22 protein-coding genes are annotated in these 23,810 nt (G+C 33.1%); 11 read left to right on the forward strand and 11 right to left on the reverse strand.

Going from position 1 to position 23,810, the window contains the following annotated elements; genetic code table 11:
- Window positions 1-58 precede the first annotated feature (58 nt).
- The 5 genes from LQ688_RS05080 to LQ688_RS05100 are packed head-to-tail and all read left to right on the forward strand — an operon-like array spanning window position 59 to window position 3,706.
- On the forward strand, window positions 59-643 hold the full coding sequence (locus LQ688_RS05080; RefSeq protein ID WP_239724096.1) for a thiamine phosphate synthase: 585 nt from the start codon (window positions 59-61) through the stop codon (window positions 641-643).
- Window positions 636-1,742 carry a glycine oxidase ThiO gene (thiO, locus tag LQ688_RS05085; RefSeq protein ID WP_239752660.1) on the forward strand — a complete coding sequence of 369 codons (1,107 nt, stop codon included), beginning with the start codon at window positions 636-638 and terminating at the stop codon, window positions 1,740-1,742. Before LQ688_RS05080 ends, thiO begins: the two co-directional genes overlap by 8 nt.
- A complete protein-coding gene (gene thiS / locus LQ688_RS05090; RefSeq protein WP_239724093.1) occupies window positions 1,739-1,939 on the forward strand; it encodes a sulfur carrier protein ThiS in 201 nt (66 codons plus the stop codon). The genes thiO and thiS overlap by 4 nt, the downstream gene beginning before the upstream one ends.
- A 1-nt stretch (window position 1,940) precedes the next feature.
- Entirely contained in the window at window positions 1,941-2,708 is a 768-nt protein-coding gene (locus tag LQ688_RS05095) for a thiazole synthase (protein ID WP_135021670.1), read from the forward strand.
- On the forward strand, window positions 2,708-3,706 hold the full coding sequence (locus LQ688_RS05100; RefSeq protein ID WP_239724092.1) for a ThiF family adenylyltransferase: 999 nt from the start codon (window positions 2,708-2,710) through the stop codon (window positions 3,704-3,706). Before LQ688_RS05095 ends, LQ688_RS05100 begins: the two co-directional genes overlap by 1 nt.
- Window positions 3,707-3,761: 55 nt before the next feature.
- Here LQ688_RS05100 and LQ688_RS05105 read toward each other — a convergent pair whose 3' ends face one another.
- Window positions 3,762-4,118: a DUF488 domain-containing protein gene (locus LQ688_RS05105; protein WP_064211615.1), complete on the reverse strand. Its 357-nt coding sequence runs from the start codon at window positions 4,116-4,118 to the stop codon at window positions 3,762-3,764.
- 150 nt (window positions 4,119-4,268) lie between these two features.
- Between LQ688_RS05105 and LQ688_RS05110 the strand changes: the two genes are divergently transcribed.
- Window positions 4,269-6,224 (forward strand): fructose-1,6-bisphosphatase, encoded by a 1,956-nt coding sequence (locus tag LQ688_RS05110; protein WP_239724089.1) that lies wholly within the window; start codon window positions 4,269-4,271, stop codon window positions 6,222-6,224.
- Window positions 6,225-6,333: 109 nt separating this feature from the next.
- Here the strand turns inward: LQ688_RS05110 and LQ688_RS05115 are convergent, their stop codons facing one another.
- The 5 genes from LQ688_RS05115 to LQ688_RS05135 form a co-directional block, all read right to left on the reverse strand.
- A complete protein-coding gene (locus LQ688_RS05115) occupies window positions 6,334-8,334 on the reverse strand; it encodes a CocE/NonD family hydrolase (protein ID WP_239724086.1) in 2,001 nt (666 codons plus the stop codon).
- Between the two features lie 143 nt (window positions 8,335-8,477).
- Window positions 8,478-10,241 carry an ABC transporter ATP-binding protein gene (locus LQ688_RS05120; RefSeq protein ID WP_016999536.1) on the reverse strand — a complete coding sequence of 588 codons (1,764 nt, stop codon included), beginning with the start codon at window positions 10,239-10,241 and terminating at the stop codon, window positions 8,478-8,480.
- Complete coding sequence (locus LQ688_RS05125; RefSeq protein WP_239724084.1) at window positions 10,225-12,015, reverse strand: ABC transporter ATP-binding protein; 1,791 nt, start codon at window positions 12,013-12,015, stop codon at window positions 10,225-10,227. Before LQ688_RS05125 ends, LQ688_RS05120 begins: the two co-directional genes overlap by 17 nt.
- 183 nt (window positions 12,016-12,198) lie before the next feature.
- On the reverse strand, window positions 12,199-13,005 hold the full coding sequence (locus LQ688_RS05130) for a glutamate racemase (RefSeq protein WP_239724082.1): 807 nt from the start codon (window positions 13,003-13,005) through the stop codon (window positions 12,199-12,201).
- Between the two features lie 14 nt (window positions 13,006-13,019).
- Window positions 13,020-13,415: an acyl-CoA thioesterase gene (locus LQ688_RS05135; RefSeq protein ID WP_016999539.1), complete on the reverse strand. Its 396-nt coding sequence runs from the start codon at window positions 13,413-13,415 to the stop codon at window positions 13,020-13,022.
- Between the two features lie 183 nt (window positions 13,416-13,598).
- On the opposite strand from LQ688_RS05135, the gene pcp reads away from it, so the two are divergent.
- Window positions 13,599-14,240, forward strand: a complete 642-nt coding sequence (gene pcp / locus LQ688_RS05140) for a pyroglutamyl-peptidase I (RefSeq protein ID WP_239724081.1) — start codon at window positions 13,599-13,601, stop codon at window positions 14,238-14,240.
- A gap of 411 nt (window positions 14,241-14,651) precedes the next feature.
- Here the strand turns inward: pcp and LQ688_RS05145 are convergent, their stop codons facing one another.
- Together LQ688_RS05145 and LQ688_RS05150 are read right to left on the reverse strand one after the other, a co-directional pair.
- Window positions 14,652-16,091 carry a 6-phospho-beta-glucosidase gene (locus LQ688_RS05145; RefSeq protein ID WP_239724078.1) on the reverse strand — a complete coding sequence of 480 codons (1,440 nt, stop codon included), beginning with the start codon at window positions 16,089-16,091 and terminating at the stop codon, window positions 14,652-14,654.
- Between the two features lie 14 nt (window positions 16,092-16,105).
- The gene (locus tag LQ688_RS05150; protein ID WP_239752661.1) at window positions 16,106-17,989 is read right to left on the reverse strand and encodes a beta-glucoside-specific PTS transporter subunit IIABC; all 1,884 of its coding nucleotides are present in this window, start codon (window positions 17,987-17,989) and stop codon (window positions 16,106-16,108) included.
- A gap of 153 nt (window positions 17,990-18,142) precedes the next feature.
- Here LQ688_RS05150 and LQ688_RS05155 point away from each other — a divergent pair, with 153 nt between their 5' ends.
- A complete protein-coding gene (locus LQ688_RS05155; protein ID WP_064204645.1) occupies window positions 18,143-18,844 on the forward strand; it encodes a GntR family transcriptional regulator in 702 nt (233 codons plus the stop codon).
- 66 nt (window positions 18,845-18,910) lie between these two features.
- On the opposite strand, the gene LQ688_RS05160 is transcribed toward LQ688_RS05155, so the two are convergent.
- Window positions 18,911-19,498 carry a histidine phosphatase family protein gene (locus tag LQ688_RS05160; protein ID WP_064211609.1) on the reverse strand — a complete coding sequence of 196 codons (588 nt, stop codon included), beginning with the start codon at window positions 19,496-19,498 and terminating at the stop codon, window positions 18,911-18,913.
- A 272-nt stretch (window positions 19,499-19,770) separates the two neighbouring features.
- Here LQ688_RS05160 and LQ688_RS05165 point away from each other — a divergent pair, with 272 nt between their 5' ends.
- From LQ688_RS05165 to LQ688_RS05175, 3 genes are all read left to right on the forward strand, one after another.
- Window positions 19,771-20,406 carry an FMN-dependent NADH-azoreductase gene (locus LQ688_RS05165; RefSeq protein ID WP_239724074.1) on the forward strand — a complete coding sequence of 212 codons (636 nt, stop codon included), beginning with the start codon at window positions 19,771-19,773 and terminating at the stop codon, window positions 20,404-20,406.
- A 145-nt stretch (window positions 20,407-20,551) separates the two neighbouring features.
- Window positions 20,552-21,835, forward strand: a complete 1,284-nt coding sequence (gene kynU, locus LQ688_RS05170) for a kynureninase (RefSeq protein ID WP_239724073.1) — start codon at window positions 20,552-20,554, stop codon at window positions 21,833-21,835.
- Window positions 21,836-21,866: 31 nt separating this feature from the next.
- Window positions 21,867-22,247 carry a GtrA family protein gene (locus LQ688_RS05175; protein ID WP_016999547.1) on the forward strand — a complete coding sequence of 127 codons (381 nt, stop codon included), beginning with the start codon at window positions 21,867-21,869 and terminating at the stop codon, window positions 22,245-22,247.
- A gap of 371 nt (window positions 22,248-22,618) precedes the next feature.
- Here the strand turns inward: LQ688_RS05175 and lrgB are convergent, their stop codons facing one another.
- Both lrgB and lrgA read right to left on the reverse strand, forming a co-directional pair.
- Window positions 22,619-23,320 (reverse strand): antiholin-like protein LrgB, encoded by a 702-nt coding sequence (lrgB, locus tag LQ688_RS05180; protein WP_017001191.1) that lies wholly within the window; start codon window positions 23,318-23,320, stop codon window positions 22,619-22,621.
- Window positions 23,317-23,733 carry an antiholin-like murein hydrolase modulator LrgA gene (gene lrgA, locus LQ688_RS05185; protein WP_017001192.1) on the reverse strand — a complete coding sequence of 139 codons (417 nt, stop codon included), beginning with the start codon at window positions 23,731-23,733 and terminating at the stop codon, window positions 23,317-23,319. The genes lrgB and lrgA overlap by 4 nt, the downstream gene beginning before the upstream one ends.
- Window positions 23,734-23,810: the final 77 nt, after the last annotated feature.

The following is a 23,810-nucleotide window of genomic DNA, read 5'->3' on the forward strand; positions in this document are numbered from 1 at the left end:
TAATTTGCGCTATTTTTCTACTAAGAAAAATAGCGCTTTTTTATTTGGAGTGATTCAATTGTTTATCGCAATAACACCTTATCAAATTTTAACAAAAGAAGATTTAAATCATTACATCGAAATATCAGAACATATAGATTTACTGTTGTTAAGAACACCTATGAATCATCAAAAATTATTTGCAACCATCGACTATTTAATAACAATCGGTTTTCCAAAAAATAAAATAATGTTGCACACACATACTTCATTAGTAGCAACTTTTGATTTAAAGTATGTACATTTTAAAGAAAATGATGCAAAAGCTTTTTTATTTAAAAAACAACATCCAGACATTTCAGTAAGTATGTCTACTCACAACATTGAGACCGTGACAAAAGCCCAAAAGAACAATTTGGATTTTGTATTTTTTGGTCATGTCTTTGAATCTTCTTCAAAGCAAGGAGCAAAACCTAGGTCTTTAGAAGAGATTAAAAATGTATTTTCAATCGATATACCTATTTTCGCTATAGGCGGAATTGATGAGCATACAATACAAAAGCTGCCAAAAGGTTTTCAAGGTGTATGTGCGATTTCTTTCTTTAGAAATGCTGGAAATTCTGCCATTAAATCATTAAGAAAGGAGTGGGAATCTTATGTATGACGTTCTAATTGTAGGGTCTGGCGTCATCGGTATGTCTATTGCACGCGCTCTTTCCGACAAATCAAATAGTTCAATAGCAGTTGTTGATAGAGATGTACCAGGATTACATGCTTCTTATAAAGCTGGTGGCATGCTTGGCGCTCAAAACGAATTTGAAAATTATTCACCTTTATATGAACTCGCTATACATTCTCGACGTTACTTCAAAGATTTAGCTGAAGATTTATACGATGAGACTAATATCGATATCGAATTTGTATCACATGGATTAATTAAGATGGCTTCTAATATTAATGATATTGCTCATTTAAATAAACAGTATACTTTTTTAAGTCAGCATGATGAACATGTAAAAGCGCTCGATAAATCTTCATTGCAAAGCTTATCCAATGGTTATATAGATTTTCATAACCAAGCAATTTATATACCAGGTGATGGACAAATCAATGCTTCTAAATATACAAAGGCATTGCTTGAATCTATTACCAATAAAGGAGTTGATCGATTTTATAAAACAGAAGTTACAAACATAACTAAGAAACGTGATTATTATAATATCGAAACTTCCCATGATGTGCTTCAAGCTAAAAAAGTTGTAATAGCTGGAGGTGCTTGGAGTCATGAATTAATCCATGACTCCACTATCGCATCTCAAATAACTGGAGTTAAAGGAGAAGTTCTTCTATTAGAAAATAATCAAGTAGATTTAAAACAAACTTTATTTATGACCAATGGTTGTTACATCGTACCTAAAGCTAAAAATAGATTTCTTGTTGGTGCTACTAGTTATATGAATGACTTTTCTGTAGGCACTTCTAAAGAAGGTGAAAGCTGGTTATTTAATGAAGCAGCACAGTATGTTCCAGCATTAAAATCAAGCAATGTTATTCACAAGTGGTCTGGCATCAGACCTTACACTGAAAATGAATGGCCAATCATGGACGAAGTTGATGACGGACTATTTCTTGTCACTGGACATTATCGGAATGGCATACTCCTCTCACCTATTATTGGTAAGTTAATGTCCGAATGGATTATCAATGATCATACACCATCTATATTAGAAAGATTTAAAGCAAAAAGGAGTGTTGAATTATGAAATGTATTATCAATGGAGATGAATTTAATTTTGAACAAGATTTACCTGTTTCAGAAGTATTATCATCCCTTGAATTAGACCAAGAAAGAATCATCGTAGAATTCAATGGATCACTGATTAAAAAGGAAAATTTCAACGAAACAATTGTTAGAGAATCAGATCAACTAGAATTACTAGAATTTGTTGGAGGCGGATAAAATGTTAAAAATAGGACCATATGAATTAAACTCAAGATTATTATTAGGAACAGGGAAATTTGAAGATGAAAAAACACAATCAGAAGCGATTAAAGCGTCACAAACTGATGTATTAACGTTCGCTGTGAGAAGAATGAATTTATATGATAAATCATTGCCAAACCCATTAGCTAATGTTGATTTAAAACAGTTTGTTACATTCCCTAACACTGCCGGTGCACATACTGCAGAAGAAGCTGTGCGTATAGCTGAAATCGCACAACATGCAGGCCTTTGTAACATGATTAAAGTCGAAGTAATTGGAGATGACAAAACACTGCTACCTGACCCAATAGAAACTTATAAAGCTTGTGAAATTTTATTAGAGAAAGGTTATATCGTGTGTCCATACATTTCATGTGATGTAGTACTAGCTAAACGTTTAGAAGAACTTGGCGTACACGCTATTATGCCTTTAGCTTCTCCTATCGGTACTGGTAGAGGCATAAATAATCCACTTAATTTGCGATATATTATTGAGCAATCTGAAGTGCCTGTCATTGTTGACGCTGGAATTGGTTCTCCAAAAGATGCTTGTTATGCGATGGAACTAGGTGCTGATGCAATCCTATTAAATACTGCTATTTCCAGTGCTAAAGACCCTGTAAAAATGGCTGAAGCAATGAGATTAGGCATTGATGCTGGGCGATTAAGTTATGAAGCTGGTAGAATTCCAGTAAAATATACTGCACAAGCATCTAGCCCTACTGAAGGTTTAGGTTTTCTATAATGGATCGCTATGATAGACAAACAAAGTTCCAACCATTTGGTGAAAATGGTCAGCATCAATTACAAACAGCTAAGATAATGATTATGGGCGCAGGTGCTTTAGGTAGTCATGTAGCTGAACAACTTGCAAGAGCTGGTGCACATCATTTAACAGTTGTTGATATGGACATAGTAGAAATCTCTAACCTTCATAGACAAGCTTTATATGATGAATCAGATGCTTATGATATGCGACCTAAAGTTGTCGCTTTACGCGATAAAATCAATAAGATTAATCAACATGTAACGTTAAATGCTGTGAATAAAGAGCTGACACCATCTAACATTGAAGAAGTGATTAAACAATATCAACCAGACATCATAGTAGACGGCATGGATCATTTTGATATACGCTTTTTAATTAACGAAGTATGTCATAAACTACAAATCCCTTGGGTTTATGGTGCAGCTGTCGGGAGTAAAGGAACAGTATATGCAATTGATTTCGAAGGACCATGTTTAAAATGCATTTTAGAGAATGTTCCAGAAACAGGAGAAAGTTGTGCTATAAACGGTGTCTTACCACCAGTCGTTAATCAAGTAGCAAGCTTTGAAGTATCCGAAGTATTACGATATATTGCTGGGAAAGGATTTTCTAAGAAACTTATAACATTAGATTGTTTCGAAATGAATACACGTAGTACTCAAATTGATATGCTGAAAAATCAACAATGCCCTGTTTGTGTAAATGGTCATTACAACATCCTAGATAAGCAACATATGTCATCAATAGAAGCGTTGTGCGGAGATGCATTTTTATTTAGATTTAAAGAAAAGACATTTAACTTAGCGCATTATTTCCCAGGTGATGTTTTGAAAGAAAATGATTACGTCAAATTGATTTCATTCAAAGATTATAAGATGACATTTTTTGCAGATGGACGTATGAATGTACATGGCGTTTCACATTTAGAAGAAGCCGAAACGCTATATCATAACTTACGAAAATCAATACAATAAATATAACACCCTCTAATGTATAGATTAATACAATACATTAGAGGGTGTTTATTGATTATTGATGATCTAGAAATTCTTTTAGAACTACTGCTTGATTATGTTTTTCATCCTTCGCACCATATAATAATACGACATTACCATTATTTTCTTTATAAATGTCTTTGAGTTGATCGAGTGCTTCTTTTTGTTCACCTGATTTAAGTTCTTCTTTATATTTTTTCTTAAATGAATCAAATTTTTCCGGGTCATGTCCGAACCATTTTCTCAGTGAATCAGATGGTGCGATTTCTTTTATCCAATGGTCTAGATTTGCCTTTTCTTTAGAGATGCCACGTGGCCATACTCTATCGACAAGCACTCTAACATTGTCTTTATCGTAATCTTCATAAATTCTATTGATATCACAACTCACCTTAATCAACCTCCATTTCATTATATTTATACCCTAAATATCGTGAGTATAAATCTTAATATCAAATTATTTAATGTGTTATACTATATCTCAAATGATGTCTATTATTTAAAGTTTTAACTCATCAATTATACGAACGGAGTGACTAGAATGACAGAGAACATCAATCAACATGTAAAAGAAAAATATTTAGACTTATTAGCAGAAAAATTTGATGCTGAAGAGAAAGTAGCTACTGAAATCATAAATTTAGAATCTATAATGGAATTACCAAAAGGTACAGAACACTTTGTTAGTGATTTACATGGTGAATACCACGCTTTCCAACATGTGCTCCGAAATGGATCTGGTAACGTAAGAGCTAAAATTAATGATATTTTTAAAGACAGACTTTCTGAAGATGAAATCAGCAGTCTGGCTGCCTTAGTTTATTATCCTGAAGAAAAACTTAAATTAATTAAAAATCAATTTTCATCTAAAGAAGCATTAAACGAATGGTACATTGAAACAATCCAACAAATGATTGAATTGATTTCTTACGCTTCAAGTAAGTATACACGTTCAAAAGTTCGTAAAGCTTTACCGAAACAGTTTGTATACATAATTGAAGAACTACTGTATAAAAGTAACGTTTATAATAATAAAACTACTTACTATGAAACAATTATTCAAAAAATCATCTCACTTGGACAATCAGATAAATTAATTATCGGTCTAGCATATACCACACAACGTTTAGTCGTGGATCACTTACATGTGGTCGGTGACATTTACGACCGTGGTCCAGACCCAGATAAAATTATGGAAACATTAATTAATTATCATTCAGTTGATATTCAATGGGGTAACCATGATGTACTTTGGATAGGCGCTTATGCAGGTTCAAAAGTATGTTTAGCAAATATTTTAAGAATTTGTGCGCGTTACGATAACTTGGACATTATAGAAGACGCATACGGTATTAATTTACGTCCATTAGTCAATTTAGCTGAAAAATATTATAAAGATAATTCTGCCTTTCATCCAAAAGAACATGCAGACAAAGCAATATCCGCAGAAGAAAAATTACAAATAACGAAGATACATCAAGCTATCGCAATTATACAATTCAAATTAGAAAGCCCTATTATTAAACGTAGACCTTCATTCGATATGGAAGAACGCCTTATATTAGAAAAAGTAGATTACGATAACAATGAAGTTACGATTTACGGCAAAACTTATTCACTTGAAAATACATGCTTTGAAACTGTAGATCGTAATAATCCTGCACAATTAAACAGAGAAGAAGAAGAAGTGATTAATAAACTTCTATTATCAGTGCAAGAGTCTGAAAAATTAAAACGTCATATGAACTTCTTAATGAAAAAAGGAAACTTATACTTAAGATATAATGGTAATTTATTAATACATGGCTGCATACCAGTAGATGAAAATGGAAAAATGGAAGAAATGGAAATCGACGGTGAAATGTATAACGGTCGCGAATTACTCGATCAATTCGAACAACACATTAGAGTTTCATTCGCAAATAAAGAACAAACAGATGATTTATCAACAGACTTGATTTGGTACTTATGGACAGGTAAATATTCTTCATTATTTGGAAAGCGTGCCATGACTACTTTTGAAAGATATTTCATTAAAGATAAAGCTTCGCACAAGGAAGAAAAAAATCCTTACTATTACTTAAGAGAAGACAGTCAAATGTGTCGTAACATGTTGCAAGACTTTGGTTTAGACCCAGAACAAGGACGCATCATAAATGGTCATACACCAGTTAAAGAAATAGACGGTGAAAACCCAATCAAAGCAGATGGTAAGATGATTGTTATCGATGGTGGCTTTTCAAAAGCGTACCAATCAACGACAGGTATCGCTGGCTATACATTACTTTATAACTCATTCGGCATGCAACTAGTGGCGCATAAACACTTTGGCACAAAAGAAAACGTACTTCTGAACGGCGCAGATGAATTGTCTGTCAGACGTGTTGTAGACGAAGAACTCGAACGTAAAAAAGTACGCGACACTAACATCGGTGCCAAACTACAAGAAGAAATAAGAATGTTACAAGAACTTATGGCTTACCGATATATTAATTAATGGTTAGCTGTACTCGTACAAACTCTCACTTTCGAAACCACTTATGAAAAAATTCTCCTAATCCGTTAATTAAAAATCCAACGGGTTAGGAGAATTATTTTGTGTTTGTTTAAGTATAATTTCGTTTAATTTTATTTTCCCATGTCTTCGTAAAGCATTGTTCACCATCGTTATATGCAATTACTTCATTTCTCAAGTAATAGTATTCGGCGTCACATGACATGGTGCTGTATGTTTCAACTTCTGTATCTATGTCATCATCTTTCAATATTACTTTCCAGTCGCATTGTACTTTTGCTGAAAGTGGATCATCTTCTTTTATTGTATACACGTTCATATTTTCTGTACCGTAAGTGATATTACTATCTTTCAGTGTTCTCAAGCCTTCATCTGAGTAGTCTGATAGTATCCATTCATTCGTTGTTAACCTTTTCGTTATATCTCTAGTTCTTGAACCATCTCTATGAATAATCTTTTCTAATGGTTTGGCTGTTTCTGAAAATTCATGTTCTAGTTTAACTTCTGTGAACTCACGTACTAATGGTATATCTAGTTTAGAATGTTCTAAATCAACATCTAATTTAACAATTTCTTTGCTCGGCCAAATTTGTGGCCAATATGTTGGTGCGATAGAAACTTCAATCATGTGACCTTCTGGTATTTGATAACCAATAACATCTAAAGGTACTTCTACATCTATATACTCGTCTACTGGTAAATCTTCAGGGAATTCATTACTCTTATAATGGTTTAAATTGAATTGTCCCATAGTAACAAGTGTTTTTGATCCATCTGGATGCACATCTGTTAAGCGAATATGTATATTGGCTTCTTTACAATCTGATTTAACGCGTAATTTTGCTACTGGTTGACCCATAATATTTAGGGTGTCGCCATACATGTCCAACATTAATGAATTAGCTAAAGCATTATCAATTGTTTGGTCGTCTGGTAAGTCACCGTCTTGACCGAATGGGCAAAATACTCCTGAATATAATCCATGTTGTTGTTTATTCTTTAATTGAATTTCTCTCGTCGTACCAGCGAATAAATTTTTCGTTGTAATTTCTTCATTTAGTAAATTTAACCACTTACCTTCTCGATAATCATAAGTTGTTTTAGGTTCAACACTATCTTGTAAATATACTAAAAATTCATCACGATGATTTTCAGTTTGTTTATCACCCATCCACTTATCTAACCAAGAAACGACTTCTTGTAAATAGCCAAATTGAGGTCCTGGAATGGCTACGTCTGGGAACTCATGTGCCCAAGGTCCGATAACCGCCTTTTTAGGAACATCTAAATGTTTCATCAAACGGAATACAGCATTCGTATAACCATCAGCCCAACCACTCATTGTTAAGACTGGAATTTGAATTTGTGTATAATCTTCATTAATAGAACCATGTTTCCAATATTCATCTCTTGTTTGATGTTTGACCCACTCATCTACAAAAGGTGGTGTTTGTTCTAATCTTTCTATCCAATTGTCATACCAGTCCTCTCCAAAATATTTAGGGAAAGCTGGTCTTGCATTGTAAGCAAACATAGTTGATGCCCACCAAAGCATATCTGATGCCATCATTGTACCGCCTTTATAATGAACATCATCAGCATATCGGTCATCTGTTGAACATAAAGATATGATTGTCTTTAAAGCTTCCGGTTGTCTAGCGGCTACTTGTAAACCATTGAAGCCACCCCAAGACTTACCGATCATTGCGACTGAACCGTTAGACCAGTCTTGAGATTCAATCCATTTAATAATATCAATTGCATCATCTTGTTCTTGTTTAGGATATTCATCTTCAATAATACCTTCAGAGTCACCTGTTCCTCTTATATCCACTCTGATTGCCGTATATCCGAATCCAGCAAAATATTTATGTCTTATTTCATCTCGTAAAGCAGTGAACTCATCTTTTCTATAAGGTAAGTACTCTAGCACAGCACCTTTAGTTGTTCCTGACTTTTTTGGTTGCCATATTTTGGCTGACAATCGAACACCATCAGTCATTTCAATCCATGTATGATGTGTAACCTCTATTTCATAAGGAAACTCTGTTCGCTCAGTTATTTTATTATAGTCTACATCAAAAGCTCCCATGTTAAATCCTCCTTAAAAATATCTAATAGTTCTTATTATACATAAATTTATAAGAAAAGGTTGTCAGAGAGAAATATCATCTTCAAAACAACACCCCCAATCCGTTTAATTTTAAATTGCCGGGTTGGGGGTATGTTTTACTTTCAACCATTTTGAAGTAAATACATTTTATGATAAATACCGTCTTGTTTAATCAGTTCATCATGTGTGCCTCGTTCTACAATTTCACCTTTATTTAACACAAGAATTTGATCTGCGTCTTGAATTGTTGATAGCCTATGCGCGATTGCTAAAGTTGTTCTGCCTTTACGCATTTTTGCTAGTGATTTTTGAATTTGTGCTTCTGTTTCAGAATCAATATTAGCCGTTGCTTCGTCTAATATTAATATTTTAGGCTCACTCGCCATCGTTCTCGCAAATGCTAGTAGTTGTCTTTCACCACTTGAAAAGGCACTTCCTTTTTCAATCACTTCATGCTCATAATTATCAGGTAATAAATTAATAAATTGGTCTGCGTGTACAAAGTCTGCCGCTTCTTGTACTTTTTCAAAAGTCATTGTAGGATGATAAAGTTTAATATTTGATGCGACCGTTCCAAAGAATATAAATGCATCTTGTAACACAAGACCGATATTACCTTTCAATTCAGATTTCGGCATTTCTTTTATAGATTGGTTGTCGATTAAAATTTCACCTTGATTGAATTCATAAAATCTCATAAACAAGTTTATAATCGAACTTTTACCAGATCCAGTATGACCGACTAACGCGACTGTTTCTCCTGGATTAGCTGTAAATGTAATGTCTTTTAGAACATCTGTCTTACCATCATAACTAAAAGTAACATGCTTAAATTCAACTTTACCATCCGTTATATGATAATTAGGATTTTCATGTTGCTCTGGTTCCAACATATCGTTATCAATAAGCTTAAATACACGACTTGCTGACACTAACGCTTGCTGTAATACGTTTAAGTTTTGGCTGACTTGGTTAATAGGTTCAAAGAAGCGTTCCATATATTGTACAAAAGCAAATACAACACCAGCTGTAACACCTCCAGAGAAACTTAATACTCCGAAATATCCAAGTATCATTACAACGGCAAATATTGAAATCATGCTTATAGCTGGTCTCAATAATAAACCGTCAATTTTAACTGTTCGCATATTAAAATCATAATGCTTATCGTTAATCTCATTAAATTCATTTTGTAATCTTTTCTCTTGGTTAAATACTTGTATAATGCGCATACCTTCTATAGATTCTGCTAATTTAGCATTCAAATCTGACAAGAGCTGTCGTGCCTGTGAAAAATAAATAGCTGAATATTTTCTATATAATGCTAATACAAGTATGATGACTGGCAAGAATATTAAAGCCATTAACGCAAGTTTAAAATCAAGTATAAACATCATGACATAACTAGAAATGACCATAAATATTGCCATTAAGAATGATGAGAATACACCAATAAACATTTCTACTATAGCTTCAGTATCATTAGTAAGTCTTGATACAATACTTCCGCCTGGTTCCTTATCAAAGTAACGCATCCCTAATTTCCCAATTTTATTAAATGCGTCTATTCTTAATTGTTGTATTACTTTAAATGCAAGATATTGAAATAAATATACGTTCCAATAAGTTGTTATAGCGCCAACAATTTGAATGACGAAAAATATAACAATCAGTAATGTAATATCACTTTCGGGGAACACTTGTGGTGTTAAGTAATCATCAATAAATACTTTAACCATATACGGTGTTGCAATGCTCGCTATTGTTGAAATCGTCAACATGATAAATGCTAATAAAATAATACCTTTGAAAGGGAATGTATATTTGATCAAACGTTTTAAAACTTGAAATTGATCTTTAGCTGTCAAATTATGATTTTGAGCCATCTTCTTCATCCCCTTTCGCTATTTCATCTAAGCTACTCGCAAGCTCTTCATGTAATGCTTGTGCTTGATATGTTTCGTAATACCATCCTTTGTTTGCCATCAATTCTGAATGCTTACCTCTTTCGATAATCGTACCTTTATCCATAACGATAATCATGTCAGCATGGCTCACCGCACTCATTCTGTGTGCAGTAATAATATTCGTTTTACCTTGACGGACATTTTGCATATTTTCTAAAATATGTTCTTCCGTTTCAGCATCAACTGCCGACAATGAATCATCTAAAATAAGCACAGGTGGATTCATGATTAAAGCACGTGCTATCGAAATTCTTTGTTTCTGTCCTCCTGATAAAGAAACACCACGTTCTCCAACTACTGTGTCATACCCTTCCGGAAACGCTAAAATATCATTATGAATATAACTCAATCGACTCGCTTCATAGATGTATTTATTATCAATTTCAGGGTTACTGAAAGCAATATTGTTTCTAATTGAAGTAGAGAATAAGAAATGATCTTGAGGTACATATCCAAATTGAGCTCTTAAATGACTAATGTCATAATAACGAATTGGTTTACTACCGTATTTAATTTCGCTAGATTGTGCAGTATCAAACTCTCTTAATAACAAACGGATGATAGCACTTTTTCCTGAGCCAGTACGACCTACAATACCGATAGTAGAACCTTTTGAAATTGTGAATTTTATATCGCGTAGTGCTAAACTATCATCATCCGGAAAGTGAAATGTATCAATATCAAATTGAATATCCCCTTCAGGAATTGTTTCTGTTTCTACATTTGTATCAACATCATTTTTCACATTTGTTATTTCATTAATACGTTCATATGATGCGTGTCCTCTTTGTACAATATTAAAGAACAGGCCAAGAGCTAATAATGGCCATACCATCATGCCTAAGTAAGTTGTGAATGTAACAAGTTGTCCAATTGTAATATCTTCTTGAGTCACCATTCTAGCTCCGATGAAAATCGCTAAAAAGTAACTCACACCTATTACTGACATTATTGTCGGATCAAATAACGCATCAATTTTAGAAACTTTTAAGTTTTTATAAACAACATCGTCACTTAATTTTTTAAAATCTTCTTGGTCATCTTTTTCATAACCGAAAGTTTTTGTTACTTTAATCCCGGCTATACTTTCTTGTGTCTTATCATTCAGCTGACTGAAGGCTGCTTGGGCCTTCTTAAAACCTCTGTTCAGCAATTTACCATAATAACTAGTTAATACAATCATAATTGGCAAAGGTATCATAACGATAAGTGTTAATCGCCAATCAACTGTAATTGCCATTGTTATGAGCACAGACCCACCTGTTATAAGAGAATCAGCTATTGTCAACACACCAGAACCAGCTGTGTTTTGTACTGCTCTAATGTCATTTGTTGCATGCGCCATTAAATCCCCTGTACGTCTCTTTTGGAAAAATGACGGGCTCATCGAAGTATATTTATGATAAAGATTAGATCTTAATATTTTCCCCAACCTCATACTCGCCCCAAATATCATAATTCTCCAATAGTACCGGAAAATATATGTAAGGATCGCCGCAACTACTAATATGACGAGGTAAATTATAAGCGTTTTTCCCGTTAATGTTTGAAGTGTAATCCCATCAATTACTCGTCCAATTATTTGTGGTGGTAATAAATCAATTAAAGCAACTAATAAAAGAATAAATATACCTAAAATATAATTTTTTAGTTCAGCTTTAATAAACCAACCTAATTTAATAAATACTTTCAAAACTACCACCCTCCCCTTTTATATACACCTTAAAATTTTATCACAAAAAATTAATTTAAAAATAAAAATGTCTGAATTTTGTCACTTTTCCATTAAATTCATACTATCGGAGTATATATGCCTTCCGGTTAGCTACTGCCAATATAATAAAAAACAGACTAGGAAGTTATTTTTCCCAGCCTGTTATATTTCAATTTCTTCTAAATTTAATTGTACATTGAAGTTTTGTAGCATCTTTTTAAACTTTTGTAGTGTGTATTTTTCGTTTGTTGTGACAAGTGCTTTAATCGTTCCTGTACCTTTAGATGTATATATATTAGCTTTATTTATAATTTCATTTGCTGAATCAATAAATTGAATATGTGGATACAGTTCTTTTAAATAACTATATAACCATGACAGATGTGTTGACGACAACGTGAATACATCTATTGTTTCATCTTGTTCAATTATATTATCCATAAAGCGTTTAACTGTAATTAATGTTCGATATTTATCTGATAAAAATGCACCCGATTCTACAAGTTCAACTAGAGTTGATGCATTATATGTTTGAACTGTCGCATCGCTTGTCGCTTCTTGTTCAATATAATGAAGCATTTCATCACTTTCTAGTAGTGATTGAACACCTAAAACACCAATATTCTTTGATGCTGATTTTTTTATCGCTTCTTTTATAGGTGGATAAACACCTAAAATTTCAGTTTCGTATTCATCTTTAACATCATCTAGAACTGTAATAGAAGGTGCATTAGAAGCAACAACGATTAAACTGGGACTCCAATTTTCTAAGTACGTCACTGTACTTCTTATTGCCTTTTTTAAATCATCTTTTGATTTATATCCGTATGGAAATTGATTACGGTCTGCTAAATATATAATATCTTGTTCAGGAAATTCTTTTTTTAGTAATGTTACTATTGAGTAACTTCCAATACCAGCATCAAAAACAGCAATCGGTTTGTTTAAATCATTTATACTCGATTTCATCATTTAGACCTCACTTAGATATTTAAAAAGATTTCTGGCGATTTCACAACTTTCTCGGTAACAACATTATAGAAACCACCTTTTTGATAACCAGTACAATGCACTTGTTCAGAAGTAGCAATTTCAAATTCTAATTCCCATTTCATTTTGCTAACTTTTACTAACCAACAACGACCTACTGGTTTATCATGAATCGTTAACGGCGCTTTGTAATCCGCTTCTGTATGCATAAGTATAGGCGAGATATCAGATTTCATCATCTCTGAAATCGTCATATATTGATCAATAAATGCATTACGTAAATCTTCAAACCATTTTATATATACTATATTGCTCACAATACCCATAGCGTCGATATCATAGACGTTTACATCGATTGATTTTTCAGCGACTAATTTTCTTTCTGTCATATTAAGTACTCCTTTATTTAAAACATTATTCTAAAATAACATTTAACTTCTATAGCTTAATTATGAATTAATACTGTTTAATAATTCAACCTTTTGAGCATATTAAAATGAATGTCGTTTTGAAATTAACAAGAGTCCATCTATAATGAAATAAAATATCGATTTATAAAGAGGCGAATAATCATGAAAATTTTAATCACAGCATTTGATCCATTTGGTGGCGAAAATATTAATCCAGCATTAGAAGCCGTCAATTTATTACCTACAAAAATTAATGGCAATGAAATTATAAAACTAGAAATACCAACAGTATTCCATAAATCAAAATCAATAATATTAGAGCAATTAAAACAAGATCATTTTGATGCTGTATTAGCAGTTGGACAAGCAGGCGGAAGATTTGAATTAACACCAGAACGAGTTGGTATCAATTTAGACGATGCTAGAATTCCAGATAACGAAGGCAATCAACCTATCGATGAACCTATACAAACAGACGGACAAACTGCTTACTTTTCAACACTACCCGTAAAACGAATGACCATCGCTATTAGAAATAGTGGTATCCCTTCAAGGTTGTCTAATACAGCAGGTACATTTGTATGTAACCATATTTTGTACCAATTAGGCTATATAGCAGATAAATACTACAAAGATTTAAAATTCGGATTTATCCATGTACCATACACACCAGAGCAAGTCGTCAACAAACCAGAACAACTATCAATGTCCATCGAAAATATTGCGAAAGGGTTAGAAGCCGCTATCAGTGCTATTAATGAAAATGACGAAGATATCAAAATAGCATTAGGTGAAACACATTAATTGGATTTATGCCCTGCTTAATCCAACAAAAGGGACCTTATTGGATTTTCGTCCTAATTAATCCAACAAAACGGATTTTATTGGATTTCCGTCCTAATTAATCCAACAAAATGGACTCTATTTGGATTTTCGGATTAATTAATCCAACAAAACGAGGTCTACTTGGATTTTCGCCTTAATTAATCCAACAAAAGGGACTCTTACTGGATTTTCGACTTAATTAATCCAACAAAAGGGACTCTTATTGGATTTTTGGCTTAATTAATCCAACAAAATGAGGTCTATTTGGATTTTCGACTTAATTAATCCAATAACAGAATTAACACTTGCTTTTTAATGTTCCATACCAAAGAAGAGCTAGGAGATACCCCTAGCTCTTCTTTAACTTCATATTTAATTTACACGTTTTAATTATAGTTCTTCACCGTTTGTCTTAATCACATTGTTAAACCAGTAGAATGAATTTTTCTTAGTACGTTTTAATGTACCGTTACCTTCGTTATCACGATCAACATGAATTAGACCGTAACGTTTTTTCATTTCTCCAGTTGTGAATGATACGATATCGATAATACCCCAAGGTGTATAACCCATTAAGTCTACGCCATCTTCATCTACTGCTTGTATAGAAGCTTTGATATGCTCTCTTAAGTAGTCGATACGTTCTTGATCATCAATCGTTCCATCTTCTTTAAATTCATCAGTTGTTCCAAAGCCATTTTCAACAATAAATAATGGTAATTGATAGCGGTTATATAACACGTTTAATGTGTATCTTAAACCAACTGGGTCGATAGCCCAACCCCATTGACTTTCTTTAATATATGGGTTTTTCACTGAATTTGGTAGTCCGCCATTAACCACATTATCTTCAACACTTGTTACTTCATCGTGTTTTACAACTGTAGACATATAGTAACTAAATGCGATGTATTCTACAGTACCATTTTTCAAGATTTCGTCGTCGCCTTCTTGCCACTTAATGTCGTAACCATTTTTCTCGAACATTTTCAAAGCATAACCTGGGTAATAACCTCTTACTTGCACATCTGGGAAGAAGAATCTTAATCGATTTGCGATTTCAGCTTCCATAATATCGTTCGGGTTACATGAATATGGGTAAATTGGAACGTGTGAAATCATGTTACCAATTATAAAGTCTGGGTTGATTTCTTTACCTTTTGATACTGCTAAAGCACTTGCTATTAATTCATTATGTGCAACTTGGTATAATACTTCTTCTGGATCTTCATCTTCTGCTAATGTTACACCAGAGTTCGTCCATAAGAATATTGGATTACTAGTATCCATTTGGTTATTAATCTCGTTGAATGTCATCCAATATTTCACTTTATCTTTGTAACGGTTAAACACTGTTTCAGCAAAACGGACAAAGTAATCTACAACTTTACGGTTTCTGAAACCTCCGTATTCGCGCGCTAAATGTAAAGGCATTTCAAAGTGTGACAATGTTAATACTGGTTCAATATTGTATTTTAACAATTCATCGATGATATTATCATAGAACTGTAAGCCTTCTTCATTTGGTTCTGCTTCATCACCATTTGGAAAAATTCTCGTCCATGCTATTGATGTACGTAAACATTTTAATCCCATTTCACCGAATAAAGCGATATCTTCTTTATATCTATTGTAAAAATCTATACCATCATGGTTTGGATAAAATTTATCATCTTCAATTATTTCAGTAATTTCTCTTGCTTTACCGTGTTCACCCGCTGTCATGACATCATGTACACTCAAACCTTTACCGCCTTGATCATACCCACCTTCAAATTGGTTTGCAGCTAACGCGCCGCCCCATAAAAAGTTTTTATCTAATTTAGCCATAATGAATTTCTCCTTTATTTTTTAATAATATTTAAAATTGTTTGCCCTTCTTCTACATCTGTAGCATCGACAGGCATAATTTCACTAAATTCTGCACTATTCGTTACAATCACAGGTGTAATTGTGTTATAGCCTTTCTCTACTATTGCTTCTTTATCAAATTTTACTAGTGGTGTTCCTATTTTTATTGAATCTCCTTCTGAGACTTGTACTTCAAAGCCTTCACCTTTCAATTCAACTGTTTCTAAACCGATATGAATTAATATCTCTGCACCGTCTAAAGTATCAATACCAATCGCATGTTTTGTAGGTGCAATCATAGTGACTTTACCTTCTACAGGACTATTAATTGTAGAATGTGATGGTTCTATTGCGACACCATATCCCATCATACCACCTGAAAATACTGGATCTGGCACATCTACTAATTTAACAAGCTTTCCTGAAACTGGCGCAGACAGTGAAACCTCTAACTGTTCATTATTAGCTACTTTATTTGAATTATTAACATCAGCATCTTCAACTTGCTCAGTTGTATCTTCTCCATATCCAAATACTTGTATCAAGATAATTGGTAATATAACTGCTATAGCTGAACCAATTAAGATACCCCAAATGGAACCAGCATTATCCGCGTTGTAACCATTCACAATAGTTATCGGTCCTGGTAACCCTGCATAAGCATAATATTTAGGATTAAAGAAACTAGCTACAAATGCACCTACTGCACCACTAATACAAGCGATAATAAATGGTTTCTTAAATCTTAAGTTCACACCGTAAATAGATGGTTCTGTAATACCGAATATACCTGTAATACCAGCCGAAGAGGATATTCGTTTAATTTCTTGGCTCTTCGCTTTAATAAGGACGCCAACTACAGCACCTACTTGAGCAATTACAGCTATAGTTTGATACGCTTGGAATGAATCACTACCGTATTGTTCAAAGTTAGCAAGAACAACCGGTGTAATACCCCAATGCACACCGAAAATTACAAAGACTTGCCATACACCACCGATAATAGCTCCAGCTAACCAAGGAGCCACTTCAACAAGTGAGTTATAACCGTTTGCGATTCCATGTGCGACAACTGTTGAAATCGGTCCAATTACTAATAATGTTAAAGGTACCATGATGATAATAGCTAAAAATGGTACAAATAATGGTTTTATAACATCATTTATCACTTTATTTAAGTATTTTTCTAAATAAGATAAAATCCATACTAATAGTAACGGTGGTAATACTGATGACGTATATGATGTTTCAGTCAAAGGCATTCCGAAAAATCTAACTGTTTCTCCGTCACCAATTCTATCAATAATATCTGTTAATTCTGGTGTAACTAATGCTGCTGAACAAGCAACAGCAATATATGTATTTACGTTAAAATGTTTAGACGCCGTAATGGCAATAAATATAGGCAAGAACGTAAATGGTGCCCATGAGATAAAGTTAAATACTTCGTACGTTCCAGTCTTTTCAAATGCTGGAATAATTAAATTAATTAAAATAAGTAAACCTTGAAGAATACCTGCTGCTGCGAGTATATAAATAAACGGTGCAAACACGGCAGACATCGTTGCAATAACTCTGTTTAAAACACTACCCTTATTTTCTGTTTCTTTTTCTTCGTTACTTGATTTCCCTGTTAAAGCTTCAAAATATTTATAAACTTCTCCAACGTTATTCCCGATTACGATTTGAAACTGTCCATTATTTTCAACAACAGTAACAACACCGTCTATTTTTTTAACTTTTTCTTTAGCCGATGGATCAGAACGTTGCAATACTACTCTTAAGCGTGTGGCACAGTGCGTGCTCTTTACAATATTACCTTCGCCACCTATAGCATCTAAGATTTCTTGAGCGATTTTTTCATTTTTATTAGCCATGATTGACACCTCGATTATTTTTTAATCAACTCTGTATACACTTACATTATAATTATACCGGTACAATTTGTAAAGTACCATACAAATTTAGTTGGTGTATTTACTTATACAAATGCTATAATTATAGGTAATATAATAAAAGTGGGGATTAATATGCTTAAATACGAACAGATTGCTTCTCGCATCTCATCGCTTATTGAAGATGGACATTACGAAGCTGGGGATAAATTACCGAGCGTCGAAATATTAAAAACAGAATATGATGTAAGTAAAAGTACAATCATTAATGCACTGAAAAATCTAGAAAAAGAAGGCATGATTTATCAAGCTAGAGGAAGCGGCATTTATGTAAGAAATCCAAAGAGAGACGGGTATTTAAACCTGTTTACAGCTGACGGCTTTTCTGATGATTTAAAAGAACATGATGTTACAAGTAAAATCTTAAAAGTCACTGAAGTAAAGCCAGAATCTTATATACAAAATCAGCTAAAAATACCCGAAAATGAAACGGTATATTACGTAGAACGTATAAGATACGTGGATGGAAAAGTATTCTGTATAGAAACTTCATATTTCAATAAAAATGTAGTGCTATATATGAATGAGGAAATTGCAACTGGGTCTATTTTTCATTACATCGAAAATAATCTTAAAGTAAAAGTAGGATTTACAGATATTTATTTTAAAGTAGACAAACTCTCTAAAGACCAAGCAGAAAAATTAGAATTAAGCGAAGGAGAACCATCATTAGAATACACTCAAATATTCTACACAAGCACAGGTGTACCATTCGACTATTCTGACATCACATTCCACTACGAAAACTCAAGATTCTATATACCATCAATAAAATAAAAGTATATTTGCATGAAAAAAGGCTGGGACATAAATAAATGTCTCAGCCTTTTCTCTGATCTTGAATTATTTTTCTGTTGGATTAATGACATCTAGAAATTTGAATTGTCCGTCTTCATATTCAAACTCTAATATGCAACAATTACTAAATTTTATTCTTTGTACTGATTTTATTGGCAACCAGTCTTGTATGAACATAAACATCGCACCACCGTGACTTACTGCTAGGATTGTTTCTGCGTCATCAGTGTTCATAACGTTTAATAATGTTTTGCTCATTCTTTTTTGTACATCTACACTTGATTCTCCACCGTATGCTACGAAAAAGTCTCCATATGATGTTTCTCCTTCTTTATGTGGTGGGTTTAACATTTCATTTTCCGCTTCGAATAAGCCGAAGTTCCATTCTTTAAGACCTTTCAATCTCGTGTATGGTCTATTTGGACAAATAATTTCTAGTGTATCTGAAGCTCTTTCTTGAGTAGATGAATATAACGATTGAAATTGAATGTTCTCTTTATCAAAATACTCTTTCGCCATCGTTGCTTGTTCTATTCCTAATTCAGTTAATGGCGAATCACTAGCACCTTGAATTTTATGTTTTTCGTTAAAAAGCGTTTGTCCATGTCGCATTATGTATAATTTTTTTCTCATTTACTACCATCCCTTTGTTTTGTGTTATTTATACCATATGTTAATTAAATTATAACTAAAGTCAAAAGTTTTACATAATTTTATTAATATAATATCGGACGAATCATATTAACCTCCTATAAATAAGTAATTAAAATCAACTTTCATGAAATAATATTTAAATAAGTGTAATATCACTGTTTTTCATAAATTAATTCTATTGCTAAAAAAATCTTTTCGAGTATACTATTTATAGTTAGTTTAATTTTTATTACGGGAAGGAAAGATTTTATATGTCACAAGTATTATTTATAACAGCTCATCCACACGATGACACAGTGTCATTCTCAATGGCTACAGCTAAAGCTTTTATTGAAAGTTACAAAGTATCAAATCCAAATGATGAAGTTGCTCACATTGATTTATATAATGAATATATTCCTCAAATTGATGCGGATGTATTTGCTGGTTGGGGGAAACTACAATCGGGTCAAGAATTTGAAGCTTTATCAGAAGGCGAACAAGGGAAAGTTAAACGTCTAGAAGAATTAAGTAACCAGTTCGTAAATGCAGATAAATATGTATTCGTAACACCATTCTGGAACTTCTCATTCCCTCCAGTAATGAAAGCATATTTAGATTCTGTTTCAGTAGCAGGTAAAACATTTAAATATACTGCTGAAGGGCCAGTTGGTTTATTACCAGATAAAAAAGCATTACATATCCAAGCACGTGGAGGATATTATTCAGAAGGTCCTGCAGCAGAGTTAGAAATGGGTGATCGTTATATCAAACAAATGATGGGCTTCTATGGTATTACTGACGTTGATAGCCTAATCGTTGAAGGACATAATGCTGAACCTAACAAAGCTGAAGAAATTAAAGCTGATGGTATCAAACGTGCTAAAGCTTTAGGTGAAACATTCTAATATAAATAAAATCTCTCTATCCGTCAGTCTTCTAACTTTCAGATTGGGAGATTTTATTTATATTGTCATTATCTTTGTACGTTTTATAATGAAAGTATACAATTGATGTAAAGTATCATGAATCATATATAAGGGGATGAATGAAATGGATACATCATTTAATACAACTAAGGAATTTGCTAAAGCATTAGACACTGCAGATGTGTTGCATTACTTACGCGATCGTTTTTACATACAACCTAACGAAATTTATATGGATGGAAACTCATTAGGTTTAGCTTCTAAAGATGCGGAAGAAGCCTTGCTCAATGTTCTAGAAGTATGGAAAAAGGAAGGTATCAAAATTTGGAATACAGATGATAGCAAATACTATCATTATTCTAAACATATCGCTTCTTATATGGCACCTTTAATCGGTGTCGACGCTAATGAAGTTGTTATTGTTGGTAGTACAACTTCTAATATTCACCAAGCGATTAGCACTTTTTATAAACCAACTAAAGATAAATATAAAATATTAGTAGATGACTTAAATTTCCCTACTGACCGTTATGCAGTTGATAGCCAAGTGAAGTTAAAAGGACTTAATCCTGAAGACGCAGTTAAAGTTGTGGAAAGCAGTGATGGTTCTTATATCGACGAAAATGCTTTAATCGACGCTATGACTGACGATGTTGCTCTCATTTTATTACCTACTGTACTTTATCGTAGTGCTCAAGTTTTAGACATGGAAAAAATCACGATGGCAGCAAAAGAACGTAATATTATTATCGGATGGGATTTATGTCATGCAATTGGTGCACTTGATATGGATTTAACACGAGTAGATGCCGACTTTGCTGTTTGGTGTACATACAAATACTTATCAGCTGGTCCAGGCTCAACAGCAGCTTTATATATTAATAAAAAGCATTTCTCAAAAATACCTGGTCTTGCAGGTTGGTTTGGAAATAAAGATGAAACTCAATTCCAGCTTAAACATGAATTTGAACATCAACAAGATGCTTCAGGTTGGCAAATAGGTACACCAAACTTATTCTCCATGTCACCTATTGAGGGTGTTTTGAAAATATTCAATGAAGTTGGCATGCATGCTATTCGAACTAAATCGCTACATATCACTTCATATCTTATGTATTTAATAGATGAGAAGTTAACTAAATATGGATATGCAGTTGGAAATTTAAGAGAAGATTATTTACGTGGCGGTCATGTATGCCTTGTACATGATGAAGCTTATCGTATTAGTTTAGCTTTAAAAGACAAAGGCGTGATTCCTGATTTTAGAGAACCTAACGTCATTCGCCTAGCGCCTATTGCACTATATACAAGTTACGAAGAAGTATTAACAGTCGTTGATATTCTAGAAGAAATAGCACAGAAGCAATTATATGAACAATATAGTAATAAGCGCGGGTTAGTCGTATAACAATTTCTGTTAATATAAGGAGCAACTGTTTATGTACAAAAAATACGGCGAGATCGTCCGATTTATCATAGTTGGCGGCATTAATACAGTTAACTATTATTGGATTTATTTATTGTTATTAAAAATACTACAATTCAATTATTTATTGAGTCATATTACAGCATTTATATTAAGCTTTATAATTTCATTTTATTTAAATTGTTATTTCGTATATCATGTTGAGCCAACAGTTAAGAAATTTTTACAATTCCCTTTAACTCAAATAGTAAATATGGGATTACAAACTTTATTGTTATACATTTTTGTACAATGGCTACATGTAAGTGAAATATTCGCACCATTCATAGGTCTCGTCATAACTGTTCCTGTAACTTTTATCATTTCAAAATGGATACTAGTAGAAAGAACATAAAATAATTCTTGTATGAGCAAATAAACTAAGAATCGTACTACTTATTGGATTCACTAACAATTTTGTGAAGTGCTGACGCCCAAGGAAATAGTATGCGCGAGAGACTACAGGCTCGAGCCATACCCCAGGCAAGCATGCACGGATAAAATCTTTAACTTTCATAAAAAATAAGGCTGGGACATAAATACATGTCTCAGCCTCTTTTATTATAATGGCATTAGCTGACTGGATTGAAAATGCGCTTATATCAAGCTTTTCCCAACCCTAGTCATCCTTGCCGGGGTGGGACTACGAAATCTATTTATTAAAATGAGATTTCTGTCCCTCTCCCATTTATTTTGAGTTAGGATTTATAATCCAAACTTGTTAACTTATAGCAACAGCAGTACAAATATTGGTACAACTGCTACGACCACTACACCAACTAATACGAGAGAAATACTGGCCATTGATTCTTCTACTTCTCCTAGTTCTTTCGCAGCAGCAACACCTAATGTATGTCCACTTGTTCCTAATGCTAAACCACGTGCAATTGGATTTGTTATGTTGAATAGTTTCAGCAATTTATTACCTAATGCCATAATAATAACTGCATTTAAAATAACTGCAAGTGATGTTAATTCTTTAATGCCTGAAATACCTTCAGATACTGGTAAAGCAATCGCTGTTGTTGCAGCTTGTGGTAACATTGAAGCGATAATATCATCACCGAATTGGAAAGCTTTCGCAACAATATAGATGATAACTAACGCTGATACTGTACCTACTGCTATACCTCCCATAATATGATGCCAATGTTTCTTTAATACTTCACGCTTTTTATATAAAGGAATCGCAAAGCAAATTGTTGCAGGTTCAAGGAAGAAGTTAATAATATCTCCCCCGATTTTATAATTTTCGTATGGTATGCCTGTAACTTTTAAAAATAGAATACCTACTACCATACTGAAGAATAAAGGTGCGAATAGGAAAAATCCATTTGTTTTTTTAAATAATAGTGTTCCTAATAAAAATACGACAACTGATAAACCTATTCCGAAATATGGTGTATTTACGCCTAAATGTTCCATCATGCGTAATCACCTGCCACTCTTTTACGTTTAATATTTTTAGTTTGTTTAGCAGTTTTTTCACTTGGTTTCATAATAAGTTGTGAAAATATTCCTGTACAAACAAGTAATAAAATCGTGGAAATGATTATTAATAAAATAATTAAAATTGGACTTGAACTTAAAACACCCAGTGAATTAATAACGGAAATACCTGCTGGTACGAATAAAAACCCTATATTATTCGTTAACGCTGTACCAACCGCTTCTACTTGTTCTAATTTCACAATTCCCGTAGTAAGTGCAACAAACATCAATACTAACCCGATTACTGATGCTGGCATTGGTATAGGCATAAAGCTTTCTATAATATGTGATATCAATAATATGATTGATATCGTTAATACTTGTTGAAAGAAGTTATTAACTTGTTTCATAACGACAACCTCCTGTATTTATCTCTTAAGGTTATCTTAATATGAAAACTATTAAATAAAGCGTTTTCATCCCGAGA

Source organism: Mammaliicoccus sp. J-M40, assembly GCF_022386395.1.
Classification (GTDB): Bacteria; Bacillota; Bacilli; order Staphylococcales; family Staphylococcaceae; genus Mammaliicoccus; species Mammaliicoccus lentus.

What these genes read in the sequence shown, in the direction of transcription:
- LQ688_RS05145 (WP_239724078.1), bottom strand. Translation starts at nt 16,091, where the DNA reads ATGGCTAAATTAGATAAAAACTTTTTATGGGGCGGCGCGTTAGCTGCA.
- LQ688_RS05175 (WP_016999547.1), top strand. Translation starts at nt 21,867, where the DNA reads ATGTACAAAAAATACGGCGAGATCGTCCGATTTATCATAGTTGGCGGC.
- LQ688_RS05120 (WP_016999536.1), bottom strand. Translation starts at nt 10,241, where the DNA reads ATGGCTCAAAATCATAATTTGACAGCTAAAGATCAATTTCAAGTTTTA.
- thiS (WP_239724093.1), top strand. Translation starts at nt 1,739, where the DNA reads ATGAAATGTATTATCAATGGAGATGAATTTAATTTTGAACAAGATTTA.
- kynU (WP_239724073.1), top strand. Translation starts at nt 20,552, where the DNA reads ATGGATACATCATTTAATACAACTAAGGAATTTGCTAAAGCATTAGAC.
- LQ688_RS05155 (WP_064204645.1), top strand. Translation starts at nt 18,143, where the DNA reads ATGCTTAAATACGAACAGATTGCTTCTCGCATCTCATCGCTTATTGAA.
- LQ688_RS05165 (WP_239724074.1), top strand. Translation starts at nt 19,771, where the DNA reads ATGTCACAAGTATTATTTATAACAGCTCATCCACACGATGACACAGTG.
- thiO (WP_239752660.1), top strand. Translation starts at nt 636, where the DNA reads ATGTATGACGTTCTAATTGTAGGGTCTGGCGTCATCGGTATGTCTATT.
- LQ688_RS05115 (WP_239724086.1), bottom strand. Translation starts at nt 8,334, where the DNA reads ATGGGAGCTTTTGATGTAGACTATAATAAAATAACTGAGCGAACAGAG.
- pcp (WP_239724081.1), top strand. Translation starts at nt 13,599, where the DNA reads ATGAAAATTTTAATCACAGCATTTGATCCATTTGGTGGCGAAAATATT.
- LQ688_RS05110 (WP_239724089.1), top strand. Translation starts at nt 4,269, where the DNA reads ATGACAGAGAACATCAATCAACATGTAAAAGAAAAATATTTAGACTTA.
- LQ688_RS05135 (WP_016999539.1), bottom strand. Translation starts at nt 13,415, where the DNA reads ATGACAGAAAGAAAATTAGTCGCTGAAAAATCAATCGATGTAAACGTC.
- LQ688_RS05095 (WP_135021670.1), top strand. Translation starts at nt 1,941, where the DNA reads ATGTTAAAAATAGGACCATATGAATTAAACTCAAGATTATTATTAGGA.
- LQ688_RS05160 (WP_064211609.1), bottom strand. Translation starts at nt 19,498, where the DNA reads ATGAGAAAAAAATTATACATAATGCGACATGGACAAACGCTTTTTAAC.
- lrgB (WP_017001191.1), bottom strand. Translation starts at nt 23,320, where the DNA reads ATGATGGAACATTTAGGCGTAAATACACCATATTTCGGAATAGGTTTA.
- LQ688_RS05130 (WP_239724082.1), bottom strand. Translation starts at nt 13,005, where the DNA reads ATGAAATCGAGTATAAATGATTTAAACAAACCGATTGCTGTTTTTGAT.
- LQ688_RS05100 (WP_239724092.1), top strand. Translation starts at nt 2,708, where the DNA reads ATGGATCGCTATGATAGACAAACAAAGTTCCAACCATTTGGTGAAAAT.
- lrgA (WP_017001192.1), bottom strand. Translation starts at nt 23,733, where the DNA reads ATGAAACAAGTTAATAACTTCTTTCAACAAGTATTAACGATATCAATC.
- LQ688_RS05150 (WP_239752661.1), bottom strand. Translation starts at nt 17,989, where the DNA reads ATGGCTAATAAAAATGAAAAAATCGCTCAAGAAATCTTAGATGCTATA.